Origin of the sequence: Pseudomonas sp. RA_35y_Pfl2_P32, assembly GCF_963970735.1 — a bacterium.
Taxonomy (GTDB): domain Bacteria; phylum Pseudomonadota; class Gammaproteobacteria; order Pseudomonadales; family Pseudomonadaceae; genus Aquipseudomonas.
The window spans coordinates 91,650-118,049 of record NZ_CAXAQF010000008.1; the positions used below are offsets into that span (position 1 = coordinate 91,650).

Below are 26,400 nucleotides of genomic sequence, written 5' to 3' on the forward strand. Positions count from 1 at the left end.
CATCGCCAGGCGAAAGCTCCAGGCCGAACCCCTTCAGCCGGAGCGCGGGACGCGCAGTGCGGTCAGAGGTAGAACATGTCGAATGTCACAGACCCCTCGAGCGGGATCTCATTGGTCAGCGGCAATCTGTCGCTCGCGCCGATGATCGGCAACAGCGTCATGGGAAAGCTGTGATTCTGTGCAGCGGTAGGCCCAGCTGCCGCATTGAGACCCCACGAATAAAGGTCCGGAGAGTTCCCCACCAGCCCACTGATTGCAGGCCTCCACGTCGGCGCCAGGGGGGTACGGGTCAGCAAGGATTGATTGGCGCCATCTGCGCTCGGAATGCCATAGCGCAGGCCAAAACCACCGATCTGGACCCCCTGGACTTCGCCAATGCCATAAAACAAAGCAGGATCGTTGCGACCTTGGCCATCGTGAATGCCAGGCAACTTAGTGGCCGCCCGATTATCGCGCACCGTCACTTCGACTGACGCCGGGGCATCGCATGTGATATTCAGGGAAACATCGTGGGAAGGCAGTATCGTTTGCGTGGTTTTGCTCAGGCTTGACGCCGATATCTTGCGCAAATCAACGGTGCTGCCACCGGCAAATACCGGCGAGCAGGACGTTGGAATAATCGTGCCGATCACCGACAGATCGGCACTTTCGGCCCATGCTACGAATGGAAAAGCGGCGGTTAGCAAGACAGGAATCAAATAGCTTTTTTTCACAATTTGTCACCTCTATACATATAAACAAACAGTTCACCGCCGATAACTTTTTGTCACGACGAGTTCTTTTCGCACAACAGCAAAGCGAGCGGATCATTCCGTTTCCTGTAGGGTTTATCTGTAGGAAGTAGCGTCAAATTAACTAGGACACTTCAACTACCAGCCTTTCCCGCTAAAGAGAAGTCGCCGAGCCTACGCAGACCATGGCTTTCAGCGAACTTGGCCATAATGTAAAAACTCTTATCCATCGCACCATTTTTAATTTAAACAGCACCTCGCAACTCATTTAAGGACCCATACACATTTGCTATAACTTGCCTCTTGCCATTTCTCACCCACAACTTCCAACCCCCTTAAATTCCGTGCAACTAATTGCGCAACTTTTATCGTCCTGATTGCCCCTTAACACACATTACCCCCGAAACTTTCCAGGCGACGCCGCCACACCGTGACGACGTCCCCAGGCGTGCCATACTCCACACCTGCCCACCTGCAGGAAAATTCGACTTGCGCCCAAAAAACGCTCTGCGCTGTGTGTTGCTGGCCGCCCTGCTAAGTGGCTGCGCCTCGCTCAACGTGCCCCGTGAGCCCAGCCAGGCATTGCCGGCGGTGGAGTCTGCCTTCGGGCGCTCGATCCAGGCCCAGGCAGCGCCCTATGAAGGGCGATCCGGGTTTCGCCTGCTGTCGGACAGCAGCGAGGCCTTTGCCGCCCGTGCCGAGTTGATCCGCAACGCGCAGCGCAGCCTCGACCTGCAGTACTACATCGTCCACGACGGTATCAGCACCCGACTGCTGGTCAGCGAGCTGCTCAAGGCCGCTGACCGTGGCGTGCGCGTGCGCATCCTGCTCGACGACTTCACCAGCGATGGCCAGGTCCAGACCATTGCCACACTGGCCGCTCACCCGCAGATTCAGATTCGCCTGTTCAATCCGCTGGAGCTGGGCCGCAGCACTGGCGTCACCCGCACCATGGGCCGGCTGTTCAATCTGTCGCTGCAGCACCGGCGCATGCACAACAAGCTGTGGCTGGCGGACAACAGCGCCGCCATCGTCGGCGGGCGCAACCTGGGTGACGAGTACTTCGATGCGCAGCCCAAGCTCAATTTCACCGACATCGACTTGCTGGGCGTCGGACCGGTCGCCGAACAACTCGGCCACAGCTTCGATCAGTACTGGAACAGCGCCCTGAGCAAACCCATCGATGAATTTGTCTCCAGCCCGCCCACGGCCAAGGACCTGGCCCAGACCCGCGCCCAGTTGCAAACGTCCCTGGACGAAGCTCACCGGCAGAACCAGGCCCTGTACCAGCAGTTGAAGGCCTACCAGACCGACCCGCGCCTGGACCTGTGGCGCAGCGAGTTGATCTGGGCCTGGAACCAGGCGTTGTGGGACGCGCCGAGCAAGGTGCTGTCCAAAGGCGAACCGGATCCGCAATTGCTGCTGACCACCCAACTGGACCCCGAACTGCAGGGGGTGAGCAAAGAGTTGATGATGATCTCGGCCTACTTTGTACCCGGCCCGTCCGGGCTGGTGTACCTCACGGGACGAGCCGACGCGGGGGTGTCCGTCAGCTTCCTGACCAACTCGCTGGAGGCCACCGATGTGCCCGCCGTTCACGGCGGCTACGCCCCCTACCGCAGGGCGCTGCTGGAACACGGCGTGCAATTGTTCGAGCTGCGCCGGCAGCCGGGCGAAGGTGGCGGTAGTGGGCCAAGCCTGTTTCGCAGTTCCGCCTACCGTGGCTCCGAATCCAGCCTGCACAGCAAAGCGATCATCTTCGACCGGCAAAAGGCGTTCATCGGCTCATTCAACTTCGACCCGCGCTCGGTGTTGTGGAACACCGAAGTCGGAGTGCTGGTGGACAGCCCGGTGCTTGCCGAGCGTGTACGCGAACTCGCCCTGGAAGGCATGGCGCCGCCGCTCAGTTATGCGGTGCGGCTGCAGGAAGGTCAGTTGGTCTGGGTCACTGAAGACGATGGCCAGTTGCACACCCTGACCCGTGAGCCAGGCAACTGGTGGCGCCGCTTCAATGCCTGGATCAGCGACACTCTGGGCCTGGAGCGAATGCTTTGAACCCAGGCCCGCAGTCGCCACGGGTCAGACCGGCGCCGCCACCTCGCCAAACGCCCCTTGGCGCAGCAACAGAATCACCAGGCCAAAGGCCCCCGCCGCCATCAGCAACGGCAAGGCATGCCCGCTGACCCACTGACTGCCAGCACCGGCTGCAAGCGGGCCGATCAGGCAACCGATGCCCCACAGCTGGGCGATGTGGGCGTTGGCCCGCACCAGCGCATCATCGCGATAACGCTCGCCCACCAGAATCAGCGACAGGGTGAACAAGCCACCGGCACTGGCACCGAACAGCACCCACAGCGGCCAGATCAGCAAGGTGTCGAGCAACAGCGGGATGGCCAGGCTCGACAGCATCAGGATCACCGCGCAGCCGGCAAACAAGGTCCGACGCGACAGGTAGTCCGCCAGGGCGCCAATGGGCAATTGCAGCAGGGCATCGCCGACCACCACGGTGCTGACCATGGCCAGGGCAATTTCTGCGGTAAACCCCTGTTGCAGGCAGTACACCGGCAGCAAGGTCAGGATCATCGCTTCGAACGCGGCAAACAACGACACCGCCCAGGCAATCGCTGGCAGGCCGCGGCAGAAACCCAGCAAGTCACCGAAGGTCACGCTCAGGGCTTCGCTGCTCGGCGCCCCACTGCGACCCAACAAGACCAGGGGCGACGTCACCAGCAGGGCAACCCCCACCCAGAAACCGATGTCGTTGTCGGTACCCAGCACCCCCAGCAACAACGGGCCGGCCAACTGGCTCAAGGCATAGCTGCAGCCATACAGCGCCACCAGCCGGCCGCGCCATTGCTCAACCACCAACTGGTTGATCCAGCTCTCGCCCAGAATGAACACGATGGTCAGGATCACCCCGATCATCAGCCGCAATACCAACCAGACGGGATAGCTGGGCAACAGGGCCAGCAGGCCAATGGAGACGGCTCCAGCCCACAAACACAGGCGCATCAGATTGGCCGTGCCCAGGCGGGCCGCCAGGTGGCTGGAGATCTTCGCCCCCAGCAGGACACCTATCGCCGGCATGGCCGCCATCACCCCGATAGCAAACGAGCCGTAGCCCCAGCTTTCCAGGCGAAACGACACCAGCGGCATGCTCACGCCCAAAGCCAGGCCCACACTCAGGACCGAGGCCAACACGGCGAAGTAAGTCGCCCAACGCATGTTCCACGCTCCTGTGGATATTTTTATGTGAGGCACAAAGCAATGTGGGAGCGAACCTGCTCGCGATGGCGGCGCAACATTCAACACGACGTCGACTGTCATACCACTTTCGCGAGCAGGCTCGCTCCCACAAGGGATCTGTGTCGTTCAGGGAGCCAGGCTCCCTGAAAGCCTTACAGCTTGATCCAGGTCGCCTTCAGTTCGGTGTACTTGTCGAACGCGTGCAGCGACTTGTCACGGCCGTTGCCCGATTGCTTGAAGCCCCCGAACGGTGCGGTCATGTCGCCGCCATCGTATTGGTTGACCCACACACTACCGGCGCGCAGTGCCTTGGCGGTCAGGTGCGCCTTGGAGATGTCCTTGGTCCATACCGCTGCGGCCAGGCCATACGGCGTGTCGTTGGCGATCTGGATGGCCTCTTCGGCGGTATCAAAAGTGATGACCGACAGGACCGGGCCAAAGATTTCTTCCTGGGCGATCTTCATGGCATTGCTCACGCCGTCGAAAATCGTCGGTTCCACGTAGGTGCCACCGGTTTCCTCAAGGATGCGCTTGCCGCCTGCCACCAGTTTGGCGCCGTCGGTATGGCCAGACTCGATGTACGACAGCACGGTGTTCATTTGCTGGGTATCGACCAGCGCACCGACGGTAGTGGACGGATCCAGCGGGTTGCCCGGCTTCCAGGTTTTCAGGGCCTCGATCACCAGTGGCAGGAATTTGTCCTTGATCGAGCGCTCGACCAACAAACGTGAGCCTGCGGTGCAGACTTCGCCCTGGTTGAACGCAATCGCACCCGCAGCGGATTCGGCGGCGGCTTGCAGGTCCGGTGCATCGGCAAACACGATATTCGGGCTCTTGCCGCCGGCTTCCAGCCAGACGCGCTTCATGTTCGACTCGCCGGAGTAGATCATCAGTTGCTTGGCGATCTTGGTCGAACCGGTGAACACCAGGGTGTCGATGTCCATGTGCAGGGCCAGGGCCTTGCCCACCGTGTGGCCGTAGCCTGGCAGCACGTTGAGCACGCCTTTGGGGATACCGGCCTCAACGGCCAGGGCCGCGATGCGGATGGCGGTCAATGGGGATTTTTCGGAGGGCTTGAGGATCACCGAGTTACCGGTGGACAGCGCCGGGCCGAGTTTCCAGCACGCCATCATCAGCGGGAAGTTCCACGGCACGATAGCGCCAACCACGCCCACTGGCTCACGGGTCACCAGACCCAGTTGATCGTGAGGGGTCGCCGCCACTTCATCGTAGATCTTGTCGATGGCTTCACCGCTCCAGCTCAGCGCCTGGGCGGCACCGGGAACGTCGATGCCCAGGGAGTCGCTGATGGGCTTGCCCATGTCCAGGGTTTCCAGCAGGGCCAGTTCCTGGGCATTGTCCTTGAGCAGGCCGGCGAAGCGGATCATGGCGGCCTTGCGCTTGGCCGGAGCCAGGCGGGACCAGACACCGGAATTGAACGTGGCGCGGGCGCTGTCCACGGCGCGCTGGGCGTCGGCGGCGTCACAGCTGGCAATCTTGCCCAGCAGACGGCCGTCGACCGGGCTGATGCACTCGAAGGTCTCGCCGGAGACCGCATCGGTGTATTCGCCATTGATGTAGGCGCGGCCTTCGATTTTCAGGTCGCGGGCACGTTGTTCCCAGTCGGCACGAGTCAGGGTGGTCATACGAGTGTCCTCCTCTTATTGAATACGACACCCACGCTCTTCGCGGGTGCTGTCAGGAATTCTGCCCGGCCAGCCTTGAAATCGGCCCTAGGCACCCGCCACCCTAAACCAGCCGCCCATCAAGTTTCAATATATTTGACATAAGGCCGGTAAACCACCTTGCGATGTTCATTTTAATAAACATAGACTCGGGGCTTTCCGAGCAAATACGGGGGGATTACCAGAATGAGCATCCAGGACATCGTCGACTTCAGCCAAGCCGGCACCGCCGCCGAACGCTACCGCCCGGACGCGGCCAAAATCCTCAAGGGCGACCCTGAGCAAACTGTCTACAACCACTACAACAGCCCGTGTGGCCAGCTGAATGCCGGGGTCTGGGAAGGTGCCGTCGGGCAGTGGACGGTGAATTTCACCGAGCATGAGTATTGCGAAATCGTCCAGGGGGTTTCGGTGTTGCGCGACACCGACGGTCATGCCAAGACCCTGCGCACCGGTGATCGGTTTGTCATCCCCGCCGGATTCCGGGGCACCTGGGAAGTCCTGGAAACCTGCCGCAAGATCTACGTGGCGTTTGAACAAAAGCCATAAATATATACCGCACAGCAGGTCATGGCCGAGAGGAGGATCGAACTGTCCCGAAGGACAAATCGTTCACTTAAAGGATTAATGAACATGACCAATGAAGAAGTACTCCTACAACTCCAACACCTGATCGGCCAGCCCTATGTGACGGCCGTGAAGGCCTACATCGGCGAACTGACCGCGCGGCGCGTAGTCGGCGCCAGTGAAGTCGCGACCAAGGAACTGGATAGCACGCGAATTCACATCGTCACCAATGCCTCCGGCACCATCGAGGCGTTCCGCTTCGGTTGAGTGCTCGCCAGACCGGCACCAACCTAAAAAGGCCGGCATCTCGCGATACCGGCCTTTTTAACGAGGGCGCACAGGATGTGCGCCAATCCAGACACACAATGCAAGGAGGCAACATGTCCGACGCTCAAGACTCATGCGACATTACGGTCGCTGAGTACACCATTGGCCAGACCTACACCCCTCAGTTGCTCGAGGAAGTACGAGCCCAGGCCAATGGCGCACCGGTACGGGTCACAGGCCCTCGCTACGCATCAGACCGCAAGTATGTCCCTCGCAGGATCAGCCTACTGACCAACGCCGACAATGTCATTGTCAGCATTCAGTGCGGCTGAGCACCTGAGGGTTTTCCCAAGGCCATAAAAAAGGCCCGTATCTTGCGATACGGGCCTTTTTCTTAAGAGGGAAAAATCAATTACTTGATTTTGCCTTCTTTGTAGATCACGTGCTTGCGAACAACCGGATCAAATTTCTTGATCTCGATTTTGTCCGGAGTAGTGCGCTTGTTCTTGTCGGTAGTGTAGAAGTGACCAGTACCGGCGCTCGAAATCAAACGAATCAATTCACGCATGATTAGCTCCCTTAGATCTTGCCAGCTTTGCGGATTTCGGCCAGCACGACAGTGATGCCACGCTTGTCGATGATACGCATGCCTTTGGCAGATACGCGCAGACGCACGAAACGTTTCTCTTCTTCAACCCAGAAGCGGTGATGCTGCAGGTTCGGCAGGAAACGACGACGGGTTTTGTTGTTTGCGTGGGAAATGTTATTCCCAGTCACCGGACCCTTACCGGTAACTTGACATACTCTCGACATGCCTCAGCCCTCTAAAACCACATGCCCAACCCGGCATGGGTTGGCCGCTTAATCTCTCAGTCATTTGGCGCCAGGCGCCGCGTTTCTTTAGAGGTCTTACCGGCTACACCTACAGTGAAGGAACCGGGCCCCTAGAAAAGAGCGCTGCTTTATACCAGAAAGACCCCATAGCAACAACTATTGGTGTGAAGAGAGTTTTCAAAAACCCTGGATTTACGTCGCCAGACGCCTTGGATAAAGGCTATCGATGGCAGTGACCGCTCGTCGCAGAGCAACACCCTCCCCCCTCGTACAGAGGGTGTCGGCACGCCACTTTACGCTAATACGCCCCGCCCGACGGGTAATAAACGGCGAAAACATGCACCGTCGAGCAGGACACAAAACAAAAAAGGGGATAGTCATTTGCCTGGCAGGCCACTAGGGTAAGCCTTTTCCAGACTGCACTCGCAGATGGGCCTTCGATCTGCAAAGGAATCCACACATGCGCCTCGCTGCCCTACCGCTGTTGCTTGCCCCTCTCCTACTGAGCCCTTTGGCCCAGGCTGCCGCCCTGAGCGTCTGCACCGAGGCCAGTCCGGAAGGGTTCGACGTCGTTCAATACAACTCGCTGACCACCACCAACGCCTCGGCGGACGTGCTGATGAATCGCCTGGTGGATTTTGACACCGTCAGTGGCAAGGTCGTGCCGAGCCTGGCTGACAGCTGGGAAGTCTCGGCCGACGGCCTGACCTATGTCTTCAGGCTGCACCCGGAAGTGAAGTTCCATCGCACCGAATACTTCCACCCGAGCCGCACCCTGACCGCCGAAGACGTGAAGTTCAGCTTTGACCGCATGCTGGACCCAGCGCAGCCCTGGCACAAGATCGCCCAGAGTGGCTTCCCGCACTCCCAATCGATGCAGCTGCCTGCGCTGATCAAGAAAATCGACGCCCTCGACCCACTGACCATTCGCTTCACCCTCGACCACCCCGACTCGACCTTCCTCGCCACGCTGAGCATGGGTTTCGCCTCGATCTACTCCGCGCAATACGCCGATCAATTGCTCAAGGCGGGCACACCCGAGAAACTCAACAGCCAGCCGATCGGCACTGGGCCGTTCATTTTCGGACGTTTCCAGAAAGACGCATCGATCCGCTACAAGGCAAACCGCGACTACTTCGCCGGTAAGCCCGCGATCGACACCCTGGTGTTCGCCATTACCCCGGACGCCAACGTGCGCCTGCAGAAACTGCGGCGCAACGAATGCCAGATCGCCCTGTCGCCCAAACCGCTGGACGTCCAGGCTGCCGCCCAGGAGCCGAACCTCAAGGTCGAGAGCACGCCGGCCTTCATGACCGCCTTCGTCGCCATCAACAGCCAGCATCCGCCGCTGGACAAACCGGAGGTGCGCCAGGCGATCAATCTGGCCTTCGACAAGGCCAGCTACCTCAAGGCCGTGTTCGAAGACACCGCCCAAGCCGCCAATGGCCCTTACCCGCCCAACACCTGGAGCTATGCCAAGGACCTGCCGGGCTACCCCAAAGACCTCACCAAGGCCCGCGCACTGATGACCCAGGCTGGGCTCAAGGACGGTTTCCAGACCACGATCTGGACCCGCCCTTCCGGCAGCCTGCTCAACCCCAACCCGAGCCTGGGTGCTCAGCTGTTGCAGGCGGACCTGGCAGAAATCGGGATTCAGGCGGAAATTCGCGTGATCGAATGGGGCGAACTGATTCGTCGCGCCAAGGCCGGCGAACACGACCTGCTCTTCATGGGTTGGGCCGGTGACAACGGCGACCCAGACAACTTCCTCACCCCGCAATTCTCCTGCGCGGGCGTGAAGTCCGGGACCAACTTCGCACGGTACTGCGATCAAGGCCTGGACAAACTGATCAACGCTGGCAAGACCACCACTGAGCAGGGCGTGCGCACCAAGCTCTATGAACAGGCCCAGGGACAAATCCAGCAGCAGGCGCTGTGGCTGCCCCTGGCCCACCCGACCGCCTATGCCCTGACCCGCAAGGATGTCCAGGGTTACTCGGTCAGCCCGTTCGGCCGCCAGGATTATTCCAGGATCAGCTTCAAGCCATAAACGGCCAGCGGCACGTCAAAGCAGTCCGCGTCCTGCTCAAGGCTTGCCGCTTGCAACTTGCCGCTGCTCCTCTCATATCCACCCATACTCGGCCATCGACAATGGGTCACCGTCACCGACGATGAAATGGTCGAGCACTCGCACATCGACCAACTCCATCGCCTCCTGCAGGCGCTTGGTCAGCACCCGGTCGGCCGGGCTCGGCTCGGCGTTTCCCGAGGGGTGGTTGTGGCACAGGATCAGCGCCGCCGCGTTGTGCGCCAGGGCGCGCTTGACCACCTGGCGCGGGTGGACGCTGGTGGTGTCGATCGAGCCTCGAAACAGGATCTCGAACGCCAGGACCCGATGCCGGGAATCGAGGAACAGACAGGCAAACACCTCGTGGGGTTCATGCCGCAGCATGGCCTTGAGGTAGTTGCGCACCTCGATCGGGCTCTTGAGTACGGATGCCTGGCGCAGGTGCTCGGCCAGATGCCGGCGCGCCATCTCCAGCACCGCCTGCAACTGGGCGAATTTCGCCGGCCCCAGCCCTAACTGGCTACCGAATGCTTGCTGGTCCGCCTCCAGCAGGTTACGCAAGCTGCCGAATCGCAGCAGCAGGTGCCGGGCCAGGTCGACCGCGCTTTTCCCGGCGACGCCGGTGCGCAGAAAGATCGCCTGCAATTCGGCGTCCGACAGGCTCGCCGAACCCTGCTCCAGAAGTTTCTCCCGCGGCCGCTCCGTCGTCGGCCAATCTCGAATGCTCATAGCACCTCCCTGTCGATGGGCGCCGCTGTTCCGTAGCGGTCGCTGTGATATCGTAGCCCATCTTTTTTGCGGGCGATTGTTCCCTGGGGAGCGGGTTTCGCCACGTATGTCACCAACGAATTGAAAGGCAGACCTATGCAGCGGCTGTATCGGAAACGCATCGTTCTGGGCGTCGGCGGCGGCATTGCTGCCTACAAGAGCGCCGAACTGGTTCGCCGCCTGATCGACCAGGGCGCCGAAGTGCGCGTGGTCATGACCCGCGGCGGCAGCGAGTTCATCACCCCGCTGACCATGCAGGCCCTCTCCGGGCACCCGGTGCACCTGGACCTGCTGGACCCTGCGGCCGAAGCCGCGATGGGCCACATCGAGCTCGCCAAGTGGGCTGACCTGGTGCTGATCGCCCCTGCCACCGCGGACCTGATCGCCCGCCTGGCCCAAGGCATTGCCAACGACCTGCTGACCACCCTGGTGCTGGCCACCGACGCCACCGTGGCCCTGGCCCCGGCCATGAACCAGGCCATGTGGCGCGACCCGGCTACCCAGGCCAATACCCAACTGCTCGAGAGCCGCGGCTTCAAGGTCTTCGGCCCGGCGTCGGGCAGCCAGGCCTGCGGCGACGTCGGCATGGGCCGCATGATGGAGGCCGATGACCTGGCCCAGTGCGCCGCCGATTGTTTCCAGCGCCAGGCGCTGACTGGTCGGCACGTGCTGATCACTGCCGGTCCGACCCAGGAAAACATCGACCCGGTGCGCTATATCACCAACCACAGCTCCGGAAAAATGGGCTTTGCCCTGGCCGAAGCCGCGGTGGAAGCAGGCGCCCGCGTGACCCTGATCACCGGCCCGGTGCACCTGCCGACCCCGGACCGGGTGACGCGCATCGACGTGGTCAGCGCCCGCGACATGCTGGCCGCCTGCGAAGCCGCGATCCCTTGCGACCTGTTCATCGCGTCCGCTGCGGTTGCGGACTACCGCCCGGAAGTCGTCGCCCCGCAAAAACTCAAGAAAGACCCTACGACTGGCGACGGCTTCGTCCTGCAAATGGTGCGCAATCCAGACATTCTGGCCACCATTGCCACCCGACCGGACCGTCCATTCAGCGTCGGGTTCGCCGCCGAAACCGAACACCTGCTCGATTACGCCGCACGCAAGCTCAAGGACAAGAACCTCGACCTGATCGTCGCCAACGACGTGGCCAACCCCAGCATTGGCTTCAACAGCGAGGAAAACGCCTGCAGCGTGATCGACCGCGAGTTGCACGCTACCCTTTTCGCCCAGACCAGCAAGGGCAAGATTGCCCGCCAACTGATCACTTTTATCGCCGAACGTCTGAACCAGGTTTAATTCGTATGCACGCTTTGCAAGCCAAGATCCTCGACCCACGCATCGGCAGTGAGTTTCCGCTGCCCCAGTACGCCACACCCGGTTCCGCCGGCCTCGACCTGCGGGCCATGCTGGAACAGGACACCGTTATCCAGCCCGGCGAAACCCTGCTGATTCCTACCGGCCTGTCGGTGTACATCGGCGATCCTGGCCTGGCCGCACTGATTCTGCCGCGCTCGGGCCTGGGCCATAAGCACGGGATCGTGCTGGGCAACCTGGTCGGCCTGATCGACTCCGACTACCAGGGCCCGCTGATGGTGTCCTGCTGGAACCGCGGCCAGAGCGAATTCAAGATTGAGGTCGGCGAGCGCCTGGCCCAACTGGTGCTGGTGCCGGTGGTACAAGCCCACTTCGAACTGGTCGAAGAGTTTGACGAAACCCAACGTGGCACAGGTGGCTTCGGCCATTCCGGTAGCCATTGATAACACCGGTGCCAGGACCGGGTGCCCTACCCGGTCCTGGCACTATGCTTTGCATTTCAGGATGAACCTTGCGCAGACGCCAATTGCGGGAACTGGCGAGCGAATTCAAGGCCACAGACGACCGCACAGGCGCCAGCCCTAGGGCATGGCACTTGTGCACCACGAACTCTGTACCGAAAACGCCGTCAAACCCTTCAGTTTGAACCCGTCGACGAACCTCTCGTCGGCCCGTCCAGCAACCTTTGAGTTGGAGCAACCCCAGTGATGAGCAACACAACCCGCGTCGCCCCCACATTTCCCGACAGCATCTTTCGCGCGTACGACATTCGGGGGGTGGTCCCACAGACCCTGACCGCCGAAACCGCTTACTGGATCGGCCGCGCCATCGGCGCCCAGACCCTGGCCCAGGATGAGCCGAACATCAGTGTCGGTCGTGACGGCCGCCTGTCCGGTCCGGAACTGGTCGAGCAACTGATCCAGGGCCTGGCCGACGCCGGGTGCCATGTCAGCGACGTTGGCCTGGTGCCAACCCCGGCGTTGTACTACGCCGCCAACGTCCTCGCGGGCAAGTCAGGGGTGATGCTCACTGGCAGCCACAACCCATCGGACTACAACGGCTTCAAGATCGTGATTGCTGGCGACACCCTGGCCAACGAACAGATTCAGGCTCTGCATGAGCGGCTGAAAAGCAACAATCTGACCAGCGGCGAAGGCAGCATCACCAAGGTCGAGATTCTCGATCGCTACAGCACCCAGATTGTCCAGGACATCAAGCTCGCACGCCGCCTGAAAGTGGTGGTCGACTGCGGTAACGGCGCTGCCGGCGTCATTGCCCCACAGCTGATCGAAGCCCTGAATTGCGAAGTGATCCCGCTGTTCTGCGAAGTCGACGGCAACTTCCCCAACCACCACCCGGACCCGGGCAAACCGGAAAACCTGGTGGACCTGATCGCCAAGGTCAAGCAAACCAACGCCGACCTGGGCCTGGCCTTCGACGGTGACGGCGACCGTGTCGGCGTGGTGACCAACACCGGCGATATCGTGTTCCCGGACCGCCTGCTGATGCTGTTTGCCAAGGACGTGGTAGCACGCAACCCGGACGCCGAGATCATCTTCGACGTCAAATGCACCCGCCGCCTGACCCCGCTGATCAAGGAATATGGCGGTCGGCCACTGATGTGGAAAACCGGTCACTCGCTGATCAAGAAAAAAATGAAGCAGACCGGCGCCCTGCTCGCTGGCGAAATGAGCGGACATATCTTCTTCAAGGAGCGCTGGTTCGGTTTCGACGACGGCATTTACAGCGCCGCTCGCCTGCTGGAGATCCTCAGCCAGGAGCAATCCACGGCTCAGGAGCTGTTCGAGACCTTCCCGAACGATATTTCTACGCCAGAAATCAATATCCATGTGACCGAAGAGAGCAAATTCAGCATCATTGATGCACTGCACGACGCACAGTGGGGCGACGGCGCCGACCTGACCACCATCGACGGCGTGCGGGTCGACTACGCAAAAGGCTGGGGCCTGGTTCGCGCCTCCAACACGACACCGGTGCTGGTGCTGCGATTCGAGGCCGACGATGAGCCTGAGCTGCAGCGCATCAAGGACGTGTTCCACACCCAACTGAAACGTGTTGCACCTGACCTCCAACTCCCGTTTTGATTATTTGAAGCGCCTTTATCACAAGTGCCGGAGCCCTGAATGACCCTCGAACGCGAAGCCGCCGCCAACACCGCCAAGGTCCTGTCCGAAGCGCTGCCTTACATTCGCCGCTATGTCGGCAAGACGCTGGTGATCAAATACGGCGGCAACGCGATGGAAAGCGAGGAGCTGAAGACCGGCTTTGCCCGCGACATCGTGATGATGAAAGCCGTGGGCATCAACCCGGTGGTGGTACACGGTGGAGGCCCGCAAATCGGCGACCTGCTCAAGCGCCTGTCGATCGAGAGTCATTTCATCGACGGCATGCGCGTGACGGATGCCCAGACCATGGACGTGGTGGAGATGGTCCTCGGCGGCCAGGTCAACAAGGACATCGTCAACCTGATCAACCGCCATGGCGGCAGCGCCATCGGCCTGACCGGCAAGGACGCCGAGCTGATTCGCGCGAAGAAGCTCACCGTGACCCGCCAGACACCGGAGATGACCCAGCCGGAAATCATCGACATCGGGCAAGTGGGCGAAGTGGTCGGGATCAACACCGACCTGCTCAACCTGCTGGTCAAGGGTGATTTCATTCCGGTGATCGCGCCGATCGGCGTGGGGGCCAACGGTGAGTCGTACAACATCAACGCCGACCTGGTAGCCGGTAAAGTGGCCGAAGCGCTGAAGGCTGAGAAGCTGATGCTGCTGACCAACATTGCCGGCCTGATGGACAAGTCAGGCACCGTGCTGACGGGCCTGACGACCCAACAGGTCGACGAACTGATCGCCGACGGCACCATCTACGGTGGCATGCTGCCGAAGATCCGTTGCGCACTGGAAGCGGTACAGGGCGGTGTGGGTAGCTCGCTGATCATTGATGGCCGGGTACCCAATGCGATCCTGCTGGAAATCTTCACCGATACCGGTGTGGGCACCCTGATCAGCAATCGCAAGCGCCCATAAGCGCGGGCACCTGCAAAAAGACCCCGCTCAGCCAGGCTGAGCGGGGTCTTTTTTTGTCCGGCTGCGGTTACACGCCGAACTGCGCGCGGTAGGCTTCTACCGCTGGCAGATGCTGCTTGAGCTGTGGATCGTCGGCCAGGAACTCCAGGACCTGATTCAGCGAAACAATGCTGATCACCGGAATCCCGAAGTCACGTTCCACTTCCTGGATCGCCGACAACTCGCCATTGCCACGCTCCTGACGGTTGAGGGCGATCAACACGCCAGCGGCCTTGGCGCCGTCCTGGGAAGCGATGATCTGCATCACTTCACGGATTGCGGTGCCCGCGGTGATCACGTCGTCGATGATCAGCACGTCGCCGGTCAGCGGCGCACCCACCAGGCTACCGCCCTCGCCGTGGGCCTTGGCCTCCTTGCGGTTGAAGCACCATGGCAGGTCACGGTCGTGGTGCTCGGCCAGGGCCACGGCAGTGGTCGCCGCCAACGGGATGCCCTTGTACGCCGGGCCGAACAGCACGTCGAAAGCAATACCGCTCTCGGCGATGGCCGCCGCATAGAAGCGCCCCAACTGCGCCAGGGCGCTGCCGGAGTTGAACAGGCCGGCATTAAAGAAGTAAGGACTGGTGCGCCCGGACTTCAGGGTGAACTCACCGAAGCGCAAAACGCCGCGATCGATGGCAAAACGAATGAAATCGCGCTGATACGCTTGCATGTAAAAAACCCCAAATACCACGGATTTAGCTAATTAGCTTGACGCCGTGTATCATACACGCACGCGATTTTTGGGGCCATTTATGCGGATCATCAGTGTGAACGTCAATGGTATTCAGGCGGCAGTCGAGCGCGGTTTGCTCAGTTGGCTGCAAGCCCAGAATGCCGACGTCATCTGCCTGCAGGACACCCGCGCCTCCGCCTTTGAACTGGACGATCCAGCCTTCCAACTGGATGGCTACTTCCTTTATGCCTGCGATGCCGAAGTCCCCGCCCAAGGTGGCGTGGCTTTGTATTCGCGGCTGCAACCGAAGGCTGTCATCAGCGGTCTCGGTTTCGAGACGGCCGACCGCTACGGGCGCTACCTGCAAGCCGATTTCGACAAGGTCAGCATCGCGACCTTGCTGCTCCCTTCGGGGCAGAACGGCGATGAAGACTTGAACCAGAAGTTCAAGCTAATGGACGATTTCGCCCGTTACCTGGATAAACAGCGACGCAAGCGGCGCGAGTACATTTATTGTGGCTCGCTGTACGTGGCGCAACAGAAGCTGGATATCAAGAACTGGCGCGACAGCCAGCAATCCCCGGGATTCCTCGCACCTGAACGTGCCTGGATGGACGAGATTGTCGGCAACATGGGTTATGTCGACGCCCTGCGCGAAGTCAGCCGTGAAGGCGACCAGTACAGCTGGTGGCCGGATAACGAACAGGCTGAGATGCTCAACCTGGGCTGGCGCTTCGACTACCAGCTGTTGACCCCGGGCCTGCGCCGCTTTGTTCGCAGTGCGCGCTTGCCACGTCAACCGCGGTTCTCGCAGCATGCACCGCTGATCGTGGACTACGATTGGACGCTGACCATCTAGGCGTCGTTTCGCAGACACAAAAAAACCGACAGCGATGTCGGTTTTTTTGTGGGAGCGGGCTTGCCCGCGATGAGGCCATGACATTCAGCCCATGCGCTGCCTGCCAGATCGCTATCGCGGGCAAGCCCGCTCCTACAGGAAATTCATCTGGTTATTACTTAATCAACCGCCAGGTGAATGGGTATCGATACACCTGCCCTTCATTGGCCTTGACCCCGGCAATGATGGTCAGCACCAACGCACCAATGGCCAGCAGGGCAAACAGGAAGAACCCGATCACCACCACCATCAACAGCAGGCAGATGACCGAGGCAATGGCCACGCTGATCTGGAAATTCAGCGCCTCCTTGCCCTGATCGTCGATGAACGGGTCCACCTCACGCTTCATCTGCCACAAGATCAGCGGGCCGATCAGCGAGCCGAAAGGCAACCAGATCCCCAGCAAGGCCGAGAGATGACAGAACATCGCCCACTGGCGAACCTCACGGCTCGGCACGGGCAGCGGCAGTTGCTCATCACTCATGACACTCTCCTTTCTGGCGACCGGAACACTCAGTCAGCCAGCGCAGCCTGTTGCAGGTCGAAAATCTCGGCCATGCCTTTTTTCGCCAACTCCAGCATCGCCGTCAGCTCTTCAGGCTGGAACGGTGCGCCTTCGGCGGTGCCCTGCACTTCGATGAAACCACCGGTGCTGGTCATGACCACGTTCAGGTCAGTCTCGGCCGCCGAATCTTCCAGGTAGTCCAGGTCCAGCACTGGCTCGCCCTGGTACATGCCCACCGACACAGCGGCGATCATTTGCTTGAGCGGGTCGCCGCCTTTCAGGCCGCCACGCTTCTTGATCACTTTCAAGGCATCGACCAAGGCCACCATGGCGCCGGTGATCGAGGCAGTACGGGTTCCGCCGTCGGCCTGGATCACGTCGCAATCGACGTACAGGGTCACATCGCCCAGCTTGGACATATCCAGCGCAGCGCGCAGGGAGCGGCCGATCAGGCGCTGGATTTCCAGGGTGCGGCCGCCTTGCTTGCCACGGCTCGCTTCGCGTTGGTTACGCTCGCCGGTGGCGCGCGGCAGCATGCCGTATTCGGCGGTCAGCCAGCCCTGGCCCTGGCCCTTGAGGAAGCGCGGTACGCCGTTCTCGACGCTGACGGTGCAGATCACCTTGGTATCACCGAACTCGACCAGTACAGATCCCTCGGCGTGTTTGGTGTAGTTGCGGGTGATGCGGATCGAGCGAAGCTGATCGGCAGCGCGACCACTTGGACGTTTCATAGGGGATACCTGTACGGAGGACGGAAATCTGCCGAGCATTATAGGGCGGCCGGGCACGCCTGGGCACTTCTAAAAAAAACTGGCGACGAGCGAAGGCTCTGCAGCGCACGCCGCGACGAGCTGCAGCGCTTTGTCGCACGCCTCGTTTGGGAGCACCCCCTGCACTGCGCTACAATCCTGCGCCTTTGTTGCCTGCGGGCTTTAATTCATTCAAGCAGGTCCGCCGAACCCCGAGGTTCGCTGGCGACCTGAATCGCGAGGTACCGCCATGGTGCACAGCATGACCGCCTTTGCCCGCGTCGAAAAAGCCGGCAGCCAGGGCACCCTGAGCTGGGAGCTGCGCTCAGTCAACAGCCGCTACCTGGAACCGCATCTGCGCCTGCCGGAGTCCTTTCGCGACCTCGAAGGCAATGTGCGCGAGGCACTGCGCCAGGGCCTGTCGCGCGGCAAGCTCGAGTGCACCCTGCGCTTTACCGAAGAAACCGCCGGCAAGGCGCTGCAGGTTGACCGCGAGCGCGCCGCGCAACTGATCGCCGCCGCCGAAACCATTGCCAGCCTGATCAGCAATCCTGCGGCACTCAACCCGCTGGAAGTGCTGGCCTGGCCTGGGGTCCTGGTGGCTGACGCCAGCGACCCGCAAGCGCTCAATGCCGAGGCGCTGGCACTATTCAACCAGGGCCTCAAGGAGCTCAAGGCCGGCCGCGAACGCGAAGGCGCGGAGCTGGCGCGGCTGATCAACGAGCGCCTGAGCGCCATTGAAGAAGACGTCGTGACCTTGCGTGAGCTGGTCCCGCAGATGCTCGCCACCCAGCGCCAGAAAGTCCTCGACCGCTTTGCCGACATGCAGGCCGAACTCGATCCGCAGCGCCTGGAGCAGGAAATGGTCATGCTCGCGCAAAAGAGTGACGTCGCCGAAGAACTGGACCGCCTGAGCACCCACATCATTGAAGTCCGCCGCGTCCTCAAGTCCGGCGGCGCCGCCGGCCGGCGCCTGGACTTCCTGATGCAGGAGCTCAACCGCGAAGCCAACACCCTGGGCTCCAAAGCCTTCGACCCGCGCAGCACCCAGGCTGCGGTCAACCTCAAAGTGTTGATCGAGCAAATGCGCGAACAAGTGCAGAACATTGAGTAAGGCAACCCTGACATGACCCACAGCACCGGCACCCTGTACATCATTTCCGCCCCCTCGGGCGCAGGCAAGAGCAGCCTGGTCAAGGCCCTGACGGACGCCGACCAGCGGATCCGCGTCTCGGTCTCCCACACCACCCGCACCATGCGGCCCGGGGAAGTGAACGGGGTGAACTATCACTTCGTCGAGCGCAGCGAGTTCGTGAAGATGATCGAGCACGGCGACTTCCTCGAGCGCGCCGAGGTGTTCGGCAACCTCTACGGCACCTCGCAAAGCCACCTGCAGCAGACCCTGGATGAAGGCCATGACCTGATCCTGGAAATCGACTGGCAAGGCGCCGAGCAAGTGCGCAAATTGATGCCGCAGGCCCGCTCGATCTTCATCCTGCCGCCGTCCCTGCAGGCCTTGCACCAGCGCTTGACCAATCGCGGCCAGGACAGCGACGAGATCATCGACGGCCGGATGCGCGAAGCCGTCAGTGAAATGAGCCACTACGTCGACTATGACTACCTGATCATCAACGACGATTTCGCCCACGCCTTGCACGATTTGCAGGCGATTTTTCGCGCCAATCAGCTACATCAGAAGCGCCAGCAGCAGCTTCACGGAAAACTTCTGGCCGAATTGCTCGGTTAAACAGCACTTCCCAAAACCGCTGCAAGGGCTTTACATTGGCACTTGCAGCGCGTTGAAGAGCTTGGTTAAAAAATCAGCGCTTCCCTAATCGCTGGTGATTTTTTAAACTGTTCAGTCCGCTCGCCCAACCGGGCAGCGCGCATATTGCATTCGCTCCGAGGAATACCATGGCCCGCGTAACCGTTGAAGACTGCCTAGAACACGTGGAAAACCGCTTTGAGCTGGTCATGCTCTCTACCAAGCGTGCCCGTCAACTGGCCACCGGCGGCAAAGAGCCACTGGTCCAGTGGGAAAACGACAAGCCTACCGTTGTCGCCCTGCGTGAAATCGCCGAAGGCCTGATGAGCTACGAGTTCATCGCCAATGCTGAAATCGTCGAAGACGAACCGCTGTTCGCAGCGTTCGAGGACGAGTCCAACGAGGCCGTCTAAGCCTATGCCTGGTCGACGTAGCACGGCGCGGGATCACAGCCATCGGCAGGAGTCATCATGCCGAGCATAGACGCCCTCGCCGATCGCTTATCGACCTACCTCGGCAATGACCAGGTCAACCTGGTCCGCCGAGCGTATTTCTACGCCGAACAAGCCCACGACGGCCAACGCCGCCGCAGCGGCGAGGCGTACGTCACGCACCCTCTTGCAGTGGCGAATATTCTTGCCGACATGCACATGGACCATCAGAGCCTGATGGCGGCGATGCTGCATGACGTGATCGAAGACACCGGGATCGCCAAGGAAGCGTTGCAAGCGCAGTTCGGCGAAACCGTGGCCGAACTGGTCGACGGGGTCAGCAAACTGACCCAGATGAACTTCGAGACCAAGGCCGAAGCCCAAGCCGAAAACTTCCAGAAAATGGCCATGGCCATGGCCCGCGACATCCGCGTGATCCTGGTCAAGCTGGCCGACCGCCTGCACAACATGCGCACGCTGGAAGTGCTGTCCGGTGAAAAGCGCCGGCGTATCGCCAAGGAAACCCTGGAAATCTATGCGCCCATCGCCAACCGACTGGGCATGCACGCCATCCGCATAGAATTCGAAGACCTTGGCTTCAAGGCCATGCACCCGATGCGCTCCGCGCGGATCAACCAGGCCGTCAAGCGCGCCCGGGGCAACCGCAAGGAAATCGTCAACAAGATCGAAGAGTCCTTGAGCCACTGCCTGGCCATCGATGAAATCCAGGGCGAAGTCAGCGGCCGGCAGAAACACCTCTACGGCATCTACAAAAAAATGCGCGGCAAACGTCGGGCCTTCAACGAGATCATGGACGTCTATGCGTTCCGGATCATCGTCGACAAGGTCGACACTTGCTACCGCGTGCTAGGCGCTGTACATAATTTGTACAAACCGCTGCCGGGACGCTTCAAGGACTACATCGCAATCCCCAAGGCCAACGGCTACCAGTCGCTGCACACCACCCTGTTCGGCATGCACGGTGTACCGATCGAGATCCAGATCCGTACCCGCGAAATGGAAGAGATGGCCAACAACGGCATCGCGGCCCATTGGCTGTACAAATCCAGCGGTGACGAGCAGCCCAAAGGCACCCATGCCCGCGCCCGCCAGTGGGTCAAGGGCGTGCTGGAAATGCAGCAACGCGCCGGCAACTCACTGGAGTTCATTGAAAGCGTGAAGATCGACCTGTTCCCGGACGAGGTCTACGTGTTCACGCCCAAAGGCCGGATCATGGAGCTGCCCAAAGGCTCCACGGCAGTCGACTTCGCCTACGCAGTGCACACCGACGTCGGCAACAGCTGCATCGCCTGCAGGATCAACCGTCGCCTGGCGCCGCTGTCCGAGCCCCTGCAGAGCGGCTCCACGGTCGAGATCGTCAGCGCCCCGGGCGCCCGACCAAACCCCGCCTGGCTCAACTTTGTGGTCACCGGCAAGGCGCGCACCCACATCCGCCATGCCCTGAAGCTGCAACGCCGTTCCGAGTCCATCAGCCTCGGCGAACGCCTGCTGAACAAGGTGCTCAATGGGTTTGACAGCTCGCTGGAAAAAATCCCGGCCGAGCGGGTCAAGGCAATGCTCGCCGAGTACCGCCTCGAACTGATCGAAGACCTGCTCGAAGACATCGGCCTGGGCAACCGCATGGCCTATGTCGTGGCCCGCCGCCTGCTGGGCGAAGGCGAACAACTGCCAAGCCCGGAAGGTCCGCTGGCGATCCGCGGTACCGAAGGCCTGGTGCTCAGCTACGCCAAGTGCTGCACGCCGATTCCTGGCGACCCGATTGTCGGCCACCTGTCCGCGGGCAAAGGCATGGTTGTGCACCTGGACAACTGCCGCAACATCAGCGAAATCCGCCACAACCCGGAAAAATGCATCCAGCTGTCATGGGCCAAGGATGTCACCGGCGAATTCAACGTCGAGTTGCGCGTCGAACTGGAACACCAGCGCGGCCTGATCGCCCTGTTGGCCAGCAGCGTCAATGCCGCCGACGGCAACATCGAGAAAATCAGCATGGACGAACGCGATGGTCGCATCAGCGTGGTTCAACTGGTGGTCAGCGTGCACGACCGCGTGCACCTGGCCCGCGTGATCAAGAAACTGCGCGCACTGACCGGAGTGATCCGCATCACCCGCATGCGTGCATAGCTCGCCAACGTAGCCAAGCCATTACAAGGAGTCATCAATGACCAAGACAGTTATCACCAGCGACAAGGCCCCAGCCGCAATCGGCACTTACTCCCAGGCGATCAAGGCCGGCAACACCGTCTACATGTCCGGCCAGATCCCCCTCGATCCAAAAACCATGGAACTGGTGGAAGGCTTTGAAGCCCAGACCGTCCAGGTGTTCGAGAACCTCAAGGCCGTTGCAGAAGCAGCTGGCGGTTCGTTCAAGGACATCGTCAAGCTGAACATCTTCCTCACCGACCTGAGCCACTTCGCCAAGGTCAACGAAATCATGGGCAAGTACTTCGACCAGCCTTACCCTGCTCGCGCGGCCATCGGTGTCGCTGCCCTGCCAAAGGGCTCCCAGGTTGAAATGGACGCCATTCTGGTCATCGAGTAACACGCGCGGCGTTACCTGACAGGTAACGCCGGCCCCGCTCCCTAAGGATTTCCTCATGCGCAAAGCGCTAGCTCTCTCGTTGCTTGCGGTGCTGCTCGGCGGCTGTGCCAGTGACCCTGCCGACCGCGACATCAGCGGCACCTGGATCAACCAGGCGGCGATCGACGCCGCAGCCAAGGGTGTTCCGTTGCGTGAAGCCCTGCAAGCCAATGGCCCGAACCTGGAATGGGACGTCAACACCAAGGCCAGCCAGGCGCGCTACACCAACGGCTTCGAAAACATCGAAGGCAAGATCCTCGGCGAGCAATCCGGCACCTGGAAAATCGAGGTGTACGGCAGCTCCGGCAGCGAACTGAAACGCGACGGCAAGCAACTGCAGCAAGTGGCCAACGACAACGAGCCAGAGCAGGTGTTTGACCAGCCCAAGGAAGCCGTTCCCGCGGGAGCCCCGCTGGGTGCCAGCTTCGAGCGCGCACTCTATTCGGCCTACCTGGGCGGTGGTTGGAAGATCGTCAACGGCCCAGGCGAAGGCAACACTGTGCAGTTCCAGGCCGACGGTTCGGTGTCGGGCCTGCCGGGTGCCGATCGCTATGCCCTGTGCCTGGCCGGCGATTGTGCGTCCATGAGCGGTGGCAATGACACCATGTGGCTGCAACTCAACGGCCAAGGCAACCCGTGGATCTTCACCCGCAAGGGCGAAGACATGGAGATTTTCCAGGCAGTCAACGGCGCACAGGCCGACGAAGTGCCGTCATTCTCCCCGGGCACCCGCCAATGGACCCTGGAAAAGCAGTAATCCGCCAGGTAACTGTGGGCGCGAGACCGCTCGCGATGAACTCAAGGTCAACGCATAGATTCCGGCAGTACGCGTAATCGTTGACGTGCATCGCGAGCAGCCGGAGCCCCCTATCAGGCTTTGCCTGCCAGAATCGCCCCGTAACCTTCACGATAGCTTGGGTACTGCGGCGCCCAGCCCAATGCCTTGGCGCGCGCATTGCTGCAGCGTTTGCTGCCGGTACGCCGCACGCTGGCGTCCTCAGCCCATTCCGTCACCCCCAGGTATTCGCGCAGCCACGTCACCACCTCTGCCAGCGGGGCCGGCGCATCGTCGACGCCAATGTAGCAGTCATCCAGCGCTACACCCTGGTGGTTGGCATTGAGCAGGAACGCCAGCAACCCGGCTGCGTCGTCGGCGTGAATCCGGTTGCCGTACAACGGCGGGTCAATGGCCACGCGATAGCCACGACGCACCTGGGTCAGCAACCACTCACGGCCAGGACCATAGATGCCGGTCAAGCGCACCACGCTGGCCGGAATGCCGCTGCCCAGTGCGACCTGCTCGGCCTCCAGCATCACCCGCCCGGAATAGGCCGAGGCCAAGGCTTGGGAGGTTTCATCTACCCAGCCACCATCCTGCTGCTCGTAGACGCTGCTGCTGGAGACAAACAACAAGCGATCGGGCACCTGGCCGTAGTCGTTCAGCCAGCCCAGCACATGCTGCAGGCCCTGCACATAAGCCGCGCGATACCCCGCCTCATCGTGATCGGTGGCCGCCGCGCAATACACCAGGTAGTCCACTGCGCCGACGGGCCAGGTCTGCGGGCAGTCTTCGTTGAACAGATCGCCAGCCACCCCGATCACCCCCGCCGGCAAGTGGGCAACGGTGCGGCGCAGACCGTAGACCTGCCAGCCTTTGTCCAGCAATTGCACGGCCAGACGGCCGCCGACATCACCACAACCGGCGATCAAAACACTAGGCGCGGGCATCAACTCTCTCCCCTGATAAAGGCACAGACTAGCCTCGGCAATGGACGAGCGGCTAGCAATAGAAGAAAAAAAGAGAGGCTATTGCTTCTGTTAACAAGAATTAATTGCAATAATGCCCGCCACTTTGTTCTCGGCCCCACGAGGCCTGGAAGGACATTAACCCTCTTTTTCTCTCAGGTCCGGCCAGCATGACACGCAATCCACTCTCCGCTTCGCCAACCACACCCATCCGCCCGCTGCGCGCCCTCGGCGCCGTAACCGCACTGGTGTTCAGTCTCCTGCTGGCCCCCACCGCAGCGTTCGCCGATGAGCCGACCTCCACCACCGCGCCCGCCGCAGCAGTAGCACCTGCACCTGCACCTGCACCTGCACCTGCACCGGCCGCTGACGCCGACCCCGCAGCGCCAGCCGTGACCTCGATCGCCACCGACCCGGCACTGGCCGCCGCTGACGAACCTGAAGTCCTGGAAGCCGACAACACCCTGGGCATGGCCCATGACCTGTCGCCGTGGGGCATGTACCAGAACGCCGACATCATCGTGAAAATCGTGATGATCGGCCTGGCCATTGCCTCGATCATCACCTGGACCATCTGGATCGCCAAGGGCTTCGAGCTGATGGCTGCCAAGCGTCGCCTGCGCAGTGAAATCACTCACCTGAAGAAGGCCACCACCCTCAAGGAAGCCAGCGCGACCGCCACCAAGGCCGGGACCCTCGCCAACCTGCTGGTCCACGATGCCCTCGAAGAGATGCGCCTGTCGGCCAACAGCCGTGAAAAGGAAGGCATCAAGGAACGTGTCAGCTTCCGCCTGGAGCGCCTGGTCGCAGCCTGCGGTCGCAACATGAGCAACGGCACCGGCGTGCTGGCGACCATCGGTTCCACCGCGCCCTTCGTCGGCCTGTTCGGTACCGTGTGGGGCATCATGAACAGCTTCATCGGCATCGCCAAGACCCAGACCACCAACCTCGCCGTGGTCGCGCCGGGCATTGCCGAAGCCTTGCTGGCAACCGCGCTGGGCCTGGTCGCGGCAATTCCTGCCGTGGTCATCTACAACGTCTTCGCCCGCTCCATCGCCGGCTACAAGGCTCAGGTCTCCGATGCCTCCGCTGAAGTCCTGCTGCTGGTCAGCCGTGACCTCGATCACCTGCCAAGCGAGCGCTCCTCGCAGCCGCATATGGTCAAAGTAGGGTAATCAGCCATGGGCTTGCATTTGAAGGAAGGCGCGAGCGACGACCTCGCCGAGAACCACGAAATCAACGTCACGCCGTTCATCGACGTGATGCTGGTGCTGCTGATCATCTTCATGGTGGCGGCCCCGCTGGCCACCGTGGACATCAAAGTTGACCTGCCCGCCTCGAGCGCCAAGCCGGCGCCGCGGCCGGAGAAGCCGGTGTTCCTCAGCGTCAAGGCCGATCAACGGCTGTACCTGGGCGAAGACGAGGTCAAGGCCGAGACCCTCGGCGCGACCCTCGATGCTCGCACCCAGGGCAAGAAAGACACCACCATCTTCTTCCAGGCCGACAAAGGCGTGGACTATGGCGACCTGATGCACGTAATGGATGCCCTGCGGGCAGCCGGTTACCTGAAGGTCGGCCTGGTCGGACTTGAGACGGCAGCCAAAAAATGATCACGACGCGCCAAAAGCTGACGCGTTACAGCGCTAGCCTGGCGGTGGTGCTTGGCGTCCACGCGGTCGCGGTAATCCTCGCGCTCAACTGGAAGTCCTCGCCCCCCGTCACGCTGCCGCCGATGGCGATGCTGGTCGAGTTGGCGCCTGTTCCGGCGCCACCACAACCGGCACCGCCCAAGGTCGTAACGCCACCCCAACCGCCGACACCGGTAGAAGAACTGCCGTTGCCGAAATTGGCCGAAGCGCCAAAACCGACCATCTCGGTGCCCAAGCCTAAACCCAAGCCCAAGCCTCAGCCGCCCAAGCCGGTAGAGAAAAAGCCTGAGCCGGTGAAGGAAAAACCTTCGGACACGCCACCGTCCGAGGCCCAGCCAAGCACCGCACCGCCCGCCAAATCGGCACAGCCCAACCCCGGCCCGACGGCAGCACAAAATGCCGCCAAGGCCAGTTGGCAAGGCACGTTGCTGGCGCACCTGCAGAAGTACAAGAAGTACCCGCCAGGCGCCCAGGCACGCGGCAAGGAAGGCTTGAACCGTCTGCGGTTTGTGGTCGACGCCGAAGGCAAGGTGTTGTCCTACGAGCTGGTAGGACGCTCCGGCAACGCCGATCTGGACCGGGCCACCCTGGAAATGATCCGCCGTGCCCAGCCCCTGCCCAAGCCGCCAGCCGATATGCTCAACAACGGCTCGATCGAAATCGTCGCACCGTTTGTGTACTCGCTGGAGAAGAAGCGGCGGTAAGCCACACAATGCCCTACCTGGAAGGCACCGAAAGGTGCCTTCTGCATATCCGGCAACGGCAAAGATGCATTGCCTTGTGTCACTCGACACACTCAGT

Annotated in this window: 28 protein-coding genes and 1 pseudogene; 19 read left to right on the forward strand and 10 right to left on the reverse strand. The window is 61.3% G+C overall.

All coding sequences use genetic code 11. The features are described 5' to 3' along the window. Window positions 1–62: 62 nt before the first annotated feature. Window positions 63–713 carry a DUF1120 domain-containing protein gene (locus AACY45_RS10035; RefSeq protein WP_339545314.1) on the reverse strand — a complete coding sequence of 217 codons (651 nt, stop codon included), beginning with the start codon at window positions 711–713 and terminating at the stop codon, window positions 63–65. A 507-nt stretch (window positions 714–1,220) separates the two neighbouring features. Here AACY45_RS10035 and AACY45_RS10040 point away from each other — a divergent pair. After that, on the forward strand, window positions 1,221–2,786 hold the full coding sequence (locus tag AACY45_RS10040; protein WP_339545315.1) for a phospholipase D family protein: 1,566 nt from the start codon (window positions 1,221–1,223) through the stop codon (window positions 2,784–2,786). A 24-nt stretch (window positions 2,787–2,810) separates the two neighbouring features. On the opposite strand, the gene AACY45_RS10045 is transcribed toward AACY45_RS10040, so the two are convergent. Then, window positions 2,811–3,956 carry an MFS transporter gene (locus tag AACY45_RS10045; protein ID WP_339545316.1) on the reverse strand — a complete coding sequence of 382 codons (1,146 nt, stop codon included), beginning with the start codon at window positions 3,954–3,956 and terminating at the stop codon, window positions 2,811–2,813. A gap of 173 nt (window positions 3,957–4,129) precedes the next feature. After that, a complete protein-coding gene (locus tag AACY45_RS10050) occupies window positions 4,130–5,623 on the reverse strand; it encodes an aldehyde dehydrogenase (RefSeq protein WP_339545317.1) in 1,494 nt (497 codons plus the stop codon). A 225-nt stretch (window positions 5,624–5,848) separates the two neighbouring features. Between AACY45_RS10050 and AACY45_RS10055 the strand changes: the two genes are divergently transcribed. The 3 genes from AACY45_RS10055 to AACY45_RS10065 all read left to right on the forward strand — a co-directional run bounded on the left by AACY45_RS10055 (window position 5,849) and on the right by AACY45_RS10065 (window position 6,828). Further along, the gene (locus tag AACY45_RS10055) at window positions 5,849–6,211 is read left to right on the forward strand and encodes a cupin domain-containing protein (RefSeq protein ID WP_339545318.1); all 363 of its coding nucleotides are present in this window, start codon (window positions 5,849–5,851) and stop codon (window positions 6,209–6,211) included. Window positions 6,212–6,295: 84 nt separating this feature from the next. Further along, window positions 6,296–6,496 (forward strand): I78 family peptidase inhibitor, encoded by a 201-nt coding sequence (locus AACY45_RS10060; protein ID WP_339545319.1) that lies wholly within the window; start codon window positions 6,296–6,298, stop codon window positions 6,494–6,496. A gap of 113 nt (window positions 6,497–6,609) precedes the next feature. Continuing rightward, window positions 6,610–6,828: an I78 family peptidase inhibitor gene (locus tag AACY45_RS10065; RefSeq protein ID WP_339545320.1), complete on the forward strand. Its 219-nt coding sequence runs from the start codon at window positions 6,610–6,612 to the stop codon at window positions 6,826–6,828. Window positions 6,829–6,908: 80 nt separating this feature from the next. Here the strand turns inward: AACY45_RS10065 and rpmG are convergent, their stop codons facing one another. Continuing rightward, window positions 6,909–7,064, reverse strand: a complete 156-nt coding sequence (gene rpmG, locus AACY45_RS10070) for a 50S ribosomal protein L33 (RefSeq protein WP_007894709.1) — start codon at window positions 7,062–7,064, stop codon at window positions 6,909–6,911. 11 nt (window positions 7,065–7,075) lie between these two features. Further along, entirely contained in the window at window positions 7,076–7,309 is a 234-nt protein-coding gene (gene rpmB, locus AACY45_RS10075) for a 50S ribosomal protein L28 (protein ID WP_007894701.1), read from the reverse strand. A 481-nt stretch (window positions 7,310–7,790) separates the two neighbouring features. Here rpmB and AACY45_RS10080 point away from each other — a divergent pair, with 481 nt between their 5' ends. After that, window positions 7,791–9,380 carry an ABC transporter substrate-binding protein gene (locus tag AACY45_RS10080; protein ID WP_339545321.1) on the forward strand — a complete coding sequence of 530 codons (1,590 nt, stop codon included), beginning with the start codon at window positions 7,791–7,793 and terminating at the stop codon, window positions 9,378–9,380. A 72-nt stretch (window positions 9,381–9,452) separates the two neighbouring features. Here the strand turns inward: AACY45_RS10080 and radC are convergent, their stop codons facing one another. Continuing rightward, window positions 9,453–10,127 carry a RadC family protein gene (gene radC, locus AACY45_RS10085; RefSeq protein ID WP_339545322.1) on the reverse strand — a complete coding sequence of 225 codons (675 nt, stop codon included), beginning with the start codon at window positions 10,125–10,127 and terminating at the stop codon, window positions 9,453–9,455. Window positions 10,128–10,262: 135 nt separating this feature from the next. Here radC and coaBC point away from each other — a divergent pair, with 135 nt between their 5' ends. The 4 genes and pseudogenes from coaBC (at window position 10,263) to argB (ending at window position 14,539) form a co-directional block, all read left to right on the forward strand. Further along, window positions 10,263–11,471 carry a bifunctional phosphopantothenoylcysteine decarboxylase/phosphopantothenate--cysteine ligase CoaBC gene (gene coaBC, locus AACY45_RS10090; protein ID WP_159998582.1) on the forward strand — a complete coding sequence of 403 codons (1,209 nt, stop codon included), beginning with the start codon at window positions 10,263–10,265 and terminating at the stop codon, window positions 11,469–11,471. A gap of 5 nt (window positions 11,472–11,476) precedes the next feature. After that, window positions 11,477–11,932, forward strand: a complete 456-nt coding sequence (dut, locus tag AACY45_RS10095; protein WP_339545324.1) for a dUTP diphosphatase — start codon at window positions 11,477–11,479, stop codon at window positions 11,930–11,932. Window positions 11,933–12,187: 255 nt separating this feature from the next. Beyond that, a pseudogene (locus AACY45_RS10100) lies at window positions 12,188–13,594 on the forward strand (phosphomannomutase/phosphoglucomutase); the annotation flags it as partial. A 39-nt stretch (window positions 13,595–13,633) separates the two neighbouring features. Next, window positions 13,634–14,539, forward strand: a complete 906-nt coding sequence (argB, locus tag AACY45_RS10105; RefSeq protein WP_095164880.1) for an acetylglutamate kinase — start codon at window positions 13,634–13,636, stop codon at window positions 14,537–14,539. A gap of 67 nt (window positions 14,540–14,606) precedes the next feature. On the opposite strand, the gene pyrE is transcribed toward argB, so the two are convergent. After that, complete coding sequence (pyrE, locus tag AACY45_RS10110; RefSeq protein ID WP_095081295.1) at window positions 14,607–15,251, reverse strand: orotate phosphoribosyltransferase; 645 nt, start codon at window positions 15,249–15,251, stop codon at window positions 14,607–14,609. An 82-nt stretch (window positions 15,252–15,333) separates the two neighbouring features. Here pyrE and AACY45_RS10115 point away from each other — a divergent pair, with 82 nt between their 5' ends. Further along, the gene (locus tag AACY45_RS10115) at window positions 15,334–16,113 is read left to right on the forward strand and encodes an exodeoxyribonuclease III (RefSeq protein ID WP_003176915.1); all 780 of its coding nucleotides are present in this window, start codon (window positions 15,334–15,336) and stop codon (window positions 16,111–16,113) included. A gap of 154 nt (window positions 16,114–16,267) precedes the next feature. On the opposite strand, the gene AACY45_RS10120 is transcribed toward AACY45_RS10115, so the two are convergent. Further along, a complete protein-coding gene (locus AACY45_RS10120) occupies window positions 16,268–16,636 on the reverse strand; it encodes a DUF4870 domain-containing protein (protein ID WP_339545325.1) in 369 nt (122 codons plus the stop codon). Window positions 16,637–16,665: 29 nt separating this feature from the next. Further along, window positions 16,666–17,388 carry a ribonuclease PH gene (rph, locus tag AACY45_RS10125; RefSeq protein ID WP_095164885.1) on the reverse strand — a complete coding sequence of 241 codons (723 nt, stop codon included), beginning with the start codon at window positions 17,386–17,388 and terminating at the stop codon, window positions 16,666–16,668. A gap of 268 nt (window positions 17,389–17,656) precedes the next feature. Between rph and AACY45_RS10130 the strand changes: the two genes are divergently transcribed. The 6 genes from AACY45_RS10130 (at window position 17,657) to AACY45_RS10155 (ending at window position 22,961) form a co-directional block, all read left to right on the forward strand. Further along, complete coding sequence (locus tag AACY45_RS10130) at window positions 17,657–18,520, forward strand: YicC/YloC family endoribonuclease (protein ID WP_339545326.1); 864 nt, start codon at window positions 17,657–17,659, stop codon at window positions 18,518–18,520. Window positions 18,521–18,532: 12 nt separating this feature from the next. Next, entirely contained in the window at window positions 18,533–19,153 is a 621-nt protein-coding gene (gene gmk, locus AACY45_RS10135; RefSeq protein ID WP_339545327.1) for a guanylate kinase, read from the forward strand. Window positions 19,154–19,320: 167 nt separating this feature from the next. Beyond that, window positions 19,321–19,584, forward strand: a complete 264-nt coding sequence (rpoZ, locus tag AACY45_RS10140; protein ID WP_003177259.1) for a DNA-directed RNA polymerase subunit omega — start codon at window positions 19,321–19,323, stop codon at window positions 19,582–19,584. A gap of 57 nt (window positions 19,585–19,641) precedes the next feature. Further along, window positions 19,642–21,747 (forward strand): bifunctional GTP diphosphokinase/guanosine-3',5'-bis pyrophosphate 3'-pyrophosphohydrolase, encoded by a 2,106-nt coding sequence (spoT, locus tag AACY45_RS10145; protein ID WP_095164892.1) that lies wholly within the window; start codon window positions 19,642–19,644, stop codon window positions 21,745–21,747. Between the two features lie 37 nt (window positions 21,748–21,784). After that, a complete protein-coding gene (locus AACY45_RS10150; RefSeq protein ID WP_003229509.1) occupies window positions 21,785–22,165 on the forward strand; it encodes a RidA family protein in 381 nt (126 codons plus the stop codon). A gap of 55 nt (window positions 22,166–22,220) precedes the next feature. Next, window positions 22,221–22,961: a hypothetical protein gene (locus AACY45_RS10155; RefSeq protein ID WP_339545328.1), complete on the forward strand. Its 741-nt coding sequence runs from the start codon at window positions 22,221–22,223 to the stop codon at window positions 22,959–22,961. Window positions 22,962–23,074: 113 nt separating this feature from the next. Here AACY45_RS10155 and AACY45_RS10160 read toward each other — a convergent pair whose 3' ends face one another. Further along, window positions 23,075–23,932 (reverse strand): SDR family oxidoreductase, encoded by an 858-nt coding sequence (locus AACY45_RS10160; RefSeq protein ID WP_339545329.1) that lies wholly within the window; start codon window positions 23,930–23,932, stop codon window positions 23,075–23,077. A gap of 188 nt (window positions 23,933–24,120) precedes the next feature. On the opposite strand from AACY45_RS10160, the gene exbB reads away from it, so the two are divergent. Genes exbB through AACY45_RS10175 form a run of 3 tightly spaced genes read left to right on the forward strand, consistent with a single transcriptional unit; the run spans window position 24,121 to window position 26,303 of the window. Further along, complete coding sequence (exbB, locus tag AACY45_RS10165; RefSeq protein WP_339545330.1) at window positions 24,121–25,125, forward strand: tonB-system energizer ExbB; 1,005 nt, start codon at window positions 24,121–24,123, stop codon at window positions 25,123–25,125. A 6-nt stretch (window positions 25,126–25,131) separates the two neighbouring features. After that, a complete protein-coding gene (gene exbD / locus AACY45_RS10170) occupies window positions 25,132–25,560 on the forward strand; it encodes a TonB system transport protein ExbD (protein ID WP_166589297.1) in 429 nt (142 codons plus the stop codon). Beyond that, on the forward strand, window positions 25,557–26,303 hold the full coding sequence (locus AACY45_RS10175; RefSeq protein ID WP_339545331.1) for an energy transducer TonB family protein: 747 nt from the start codon (window positions 25,557–25,559) through the stop codon (window positions 26,301–26,303). Before exbD ends, AACY45_RS10175 begins: the two co-directional genes overlap by 4 nt. Window positions 26,304–26,400 lie beyond the last annotated feature (97 nt).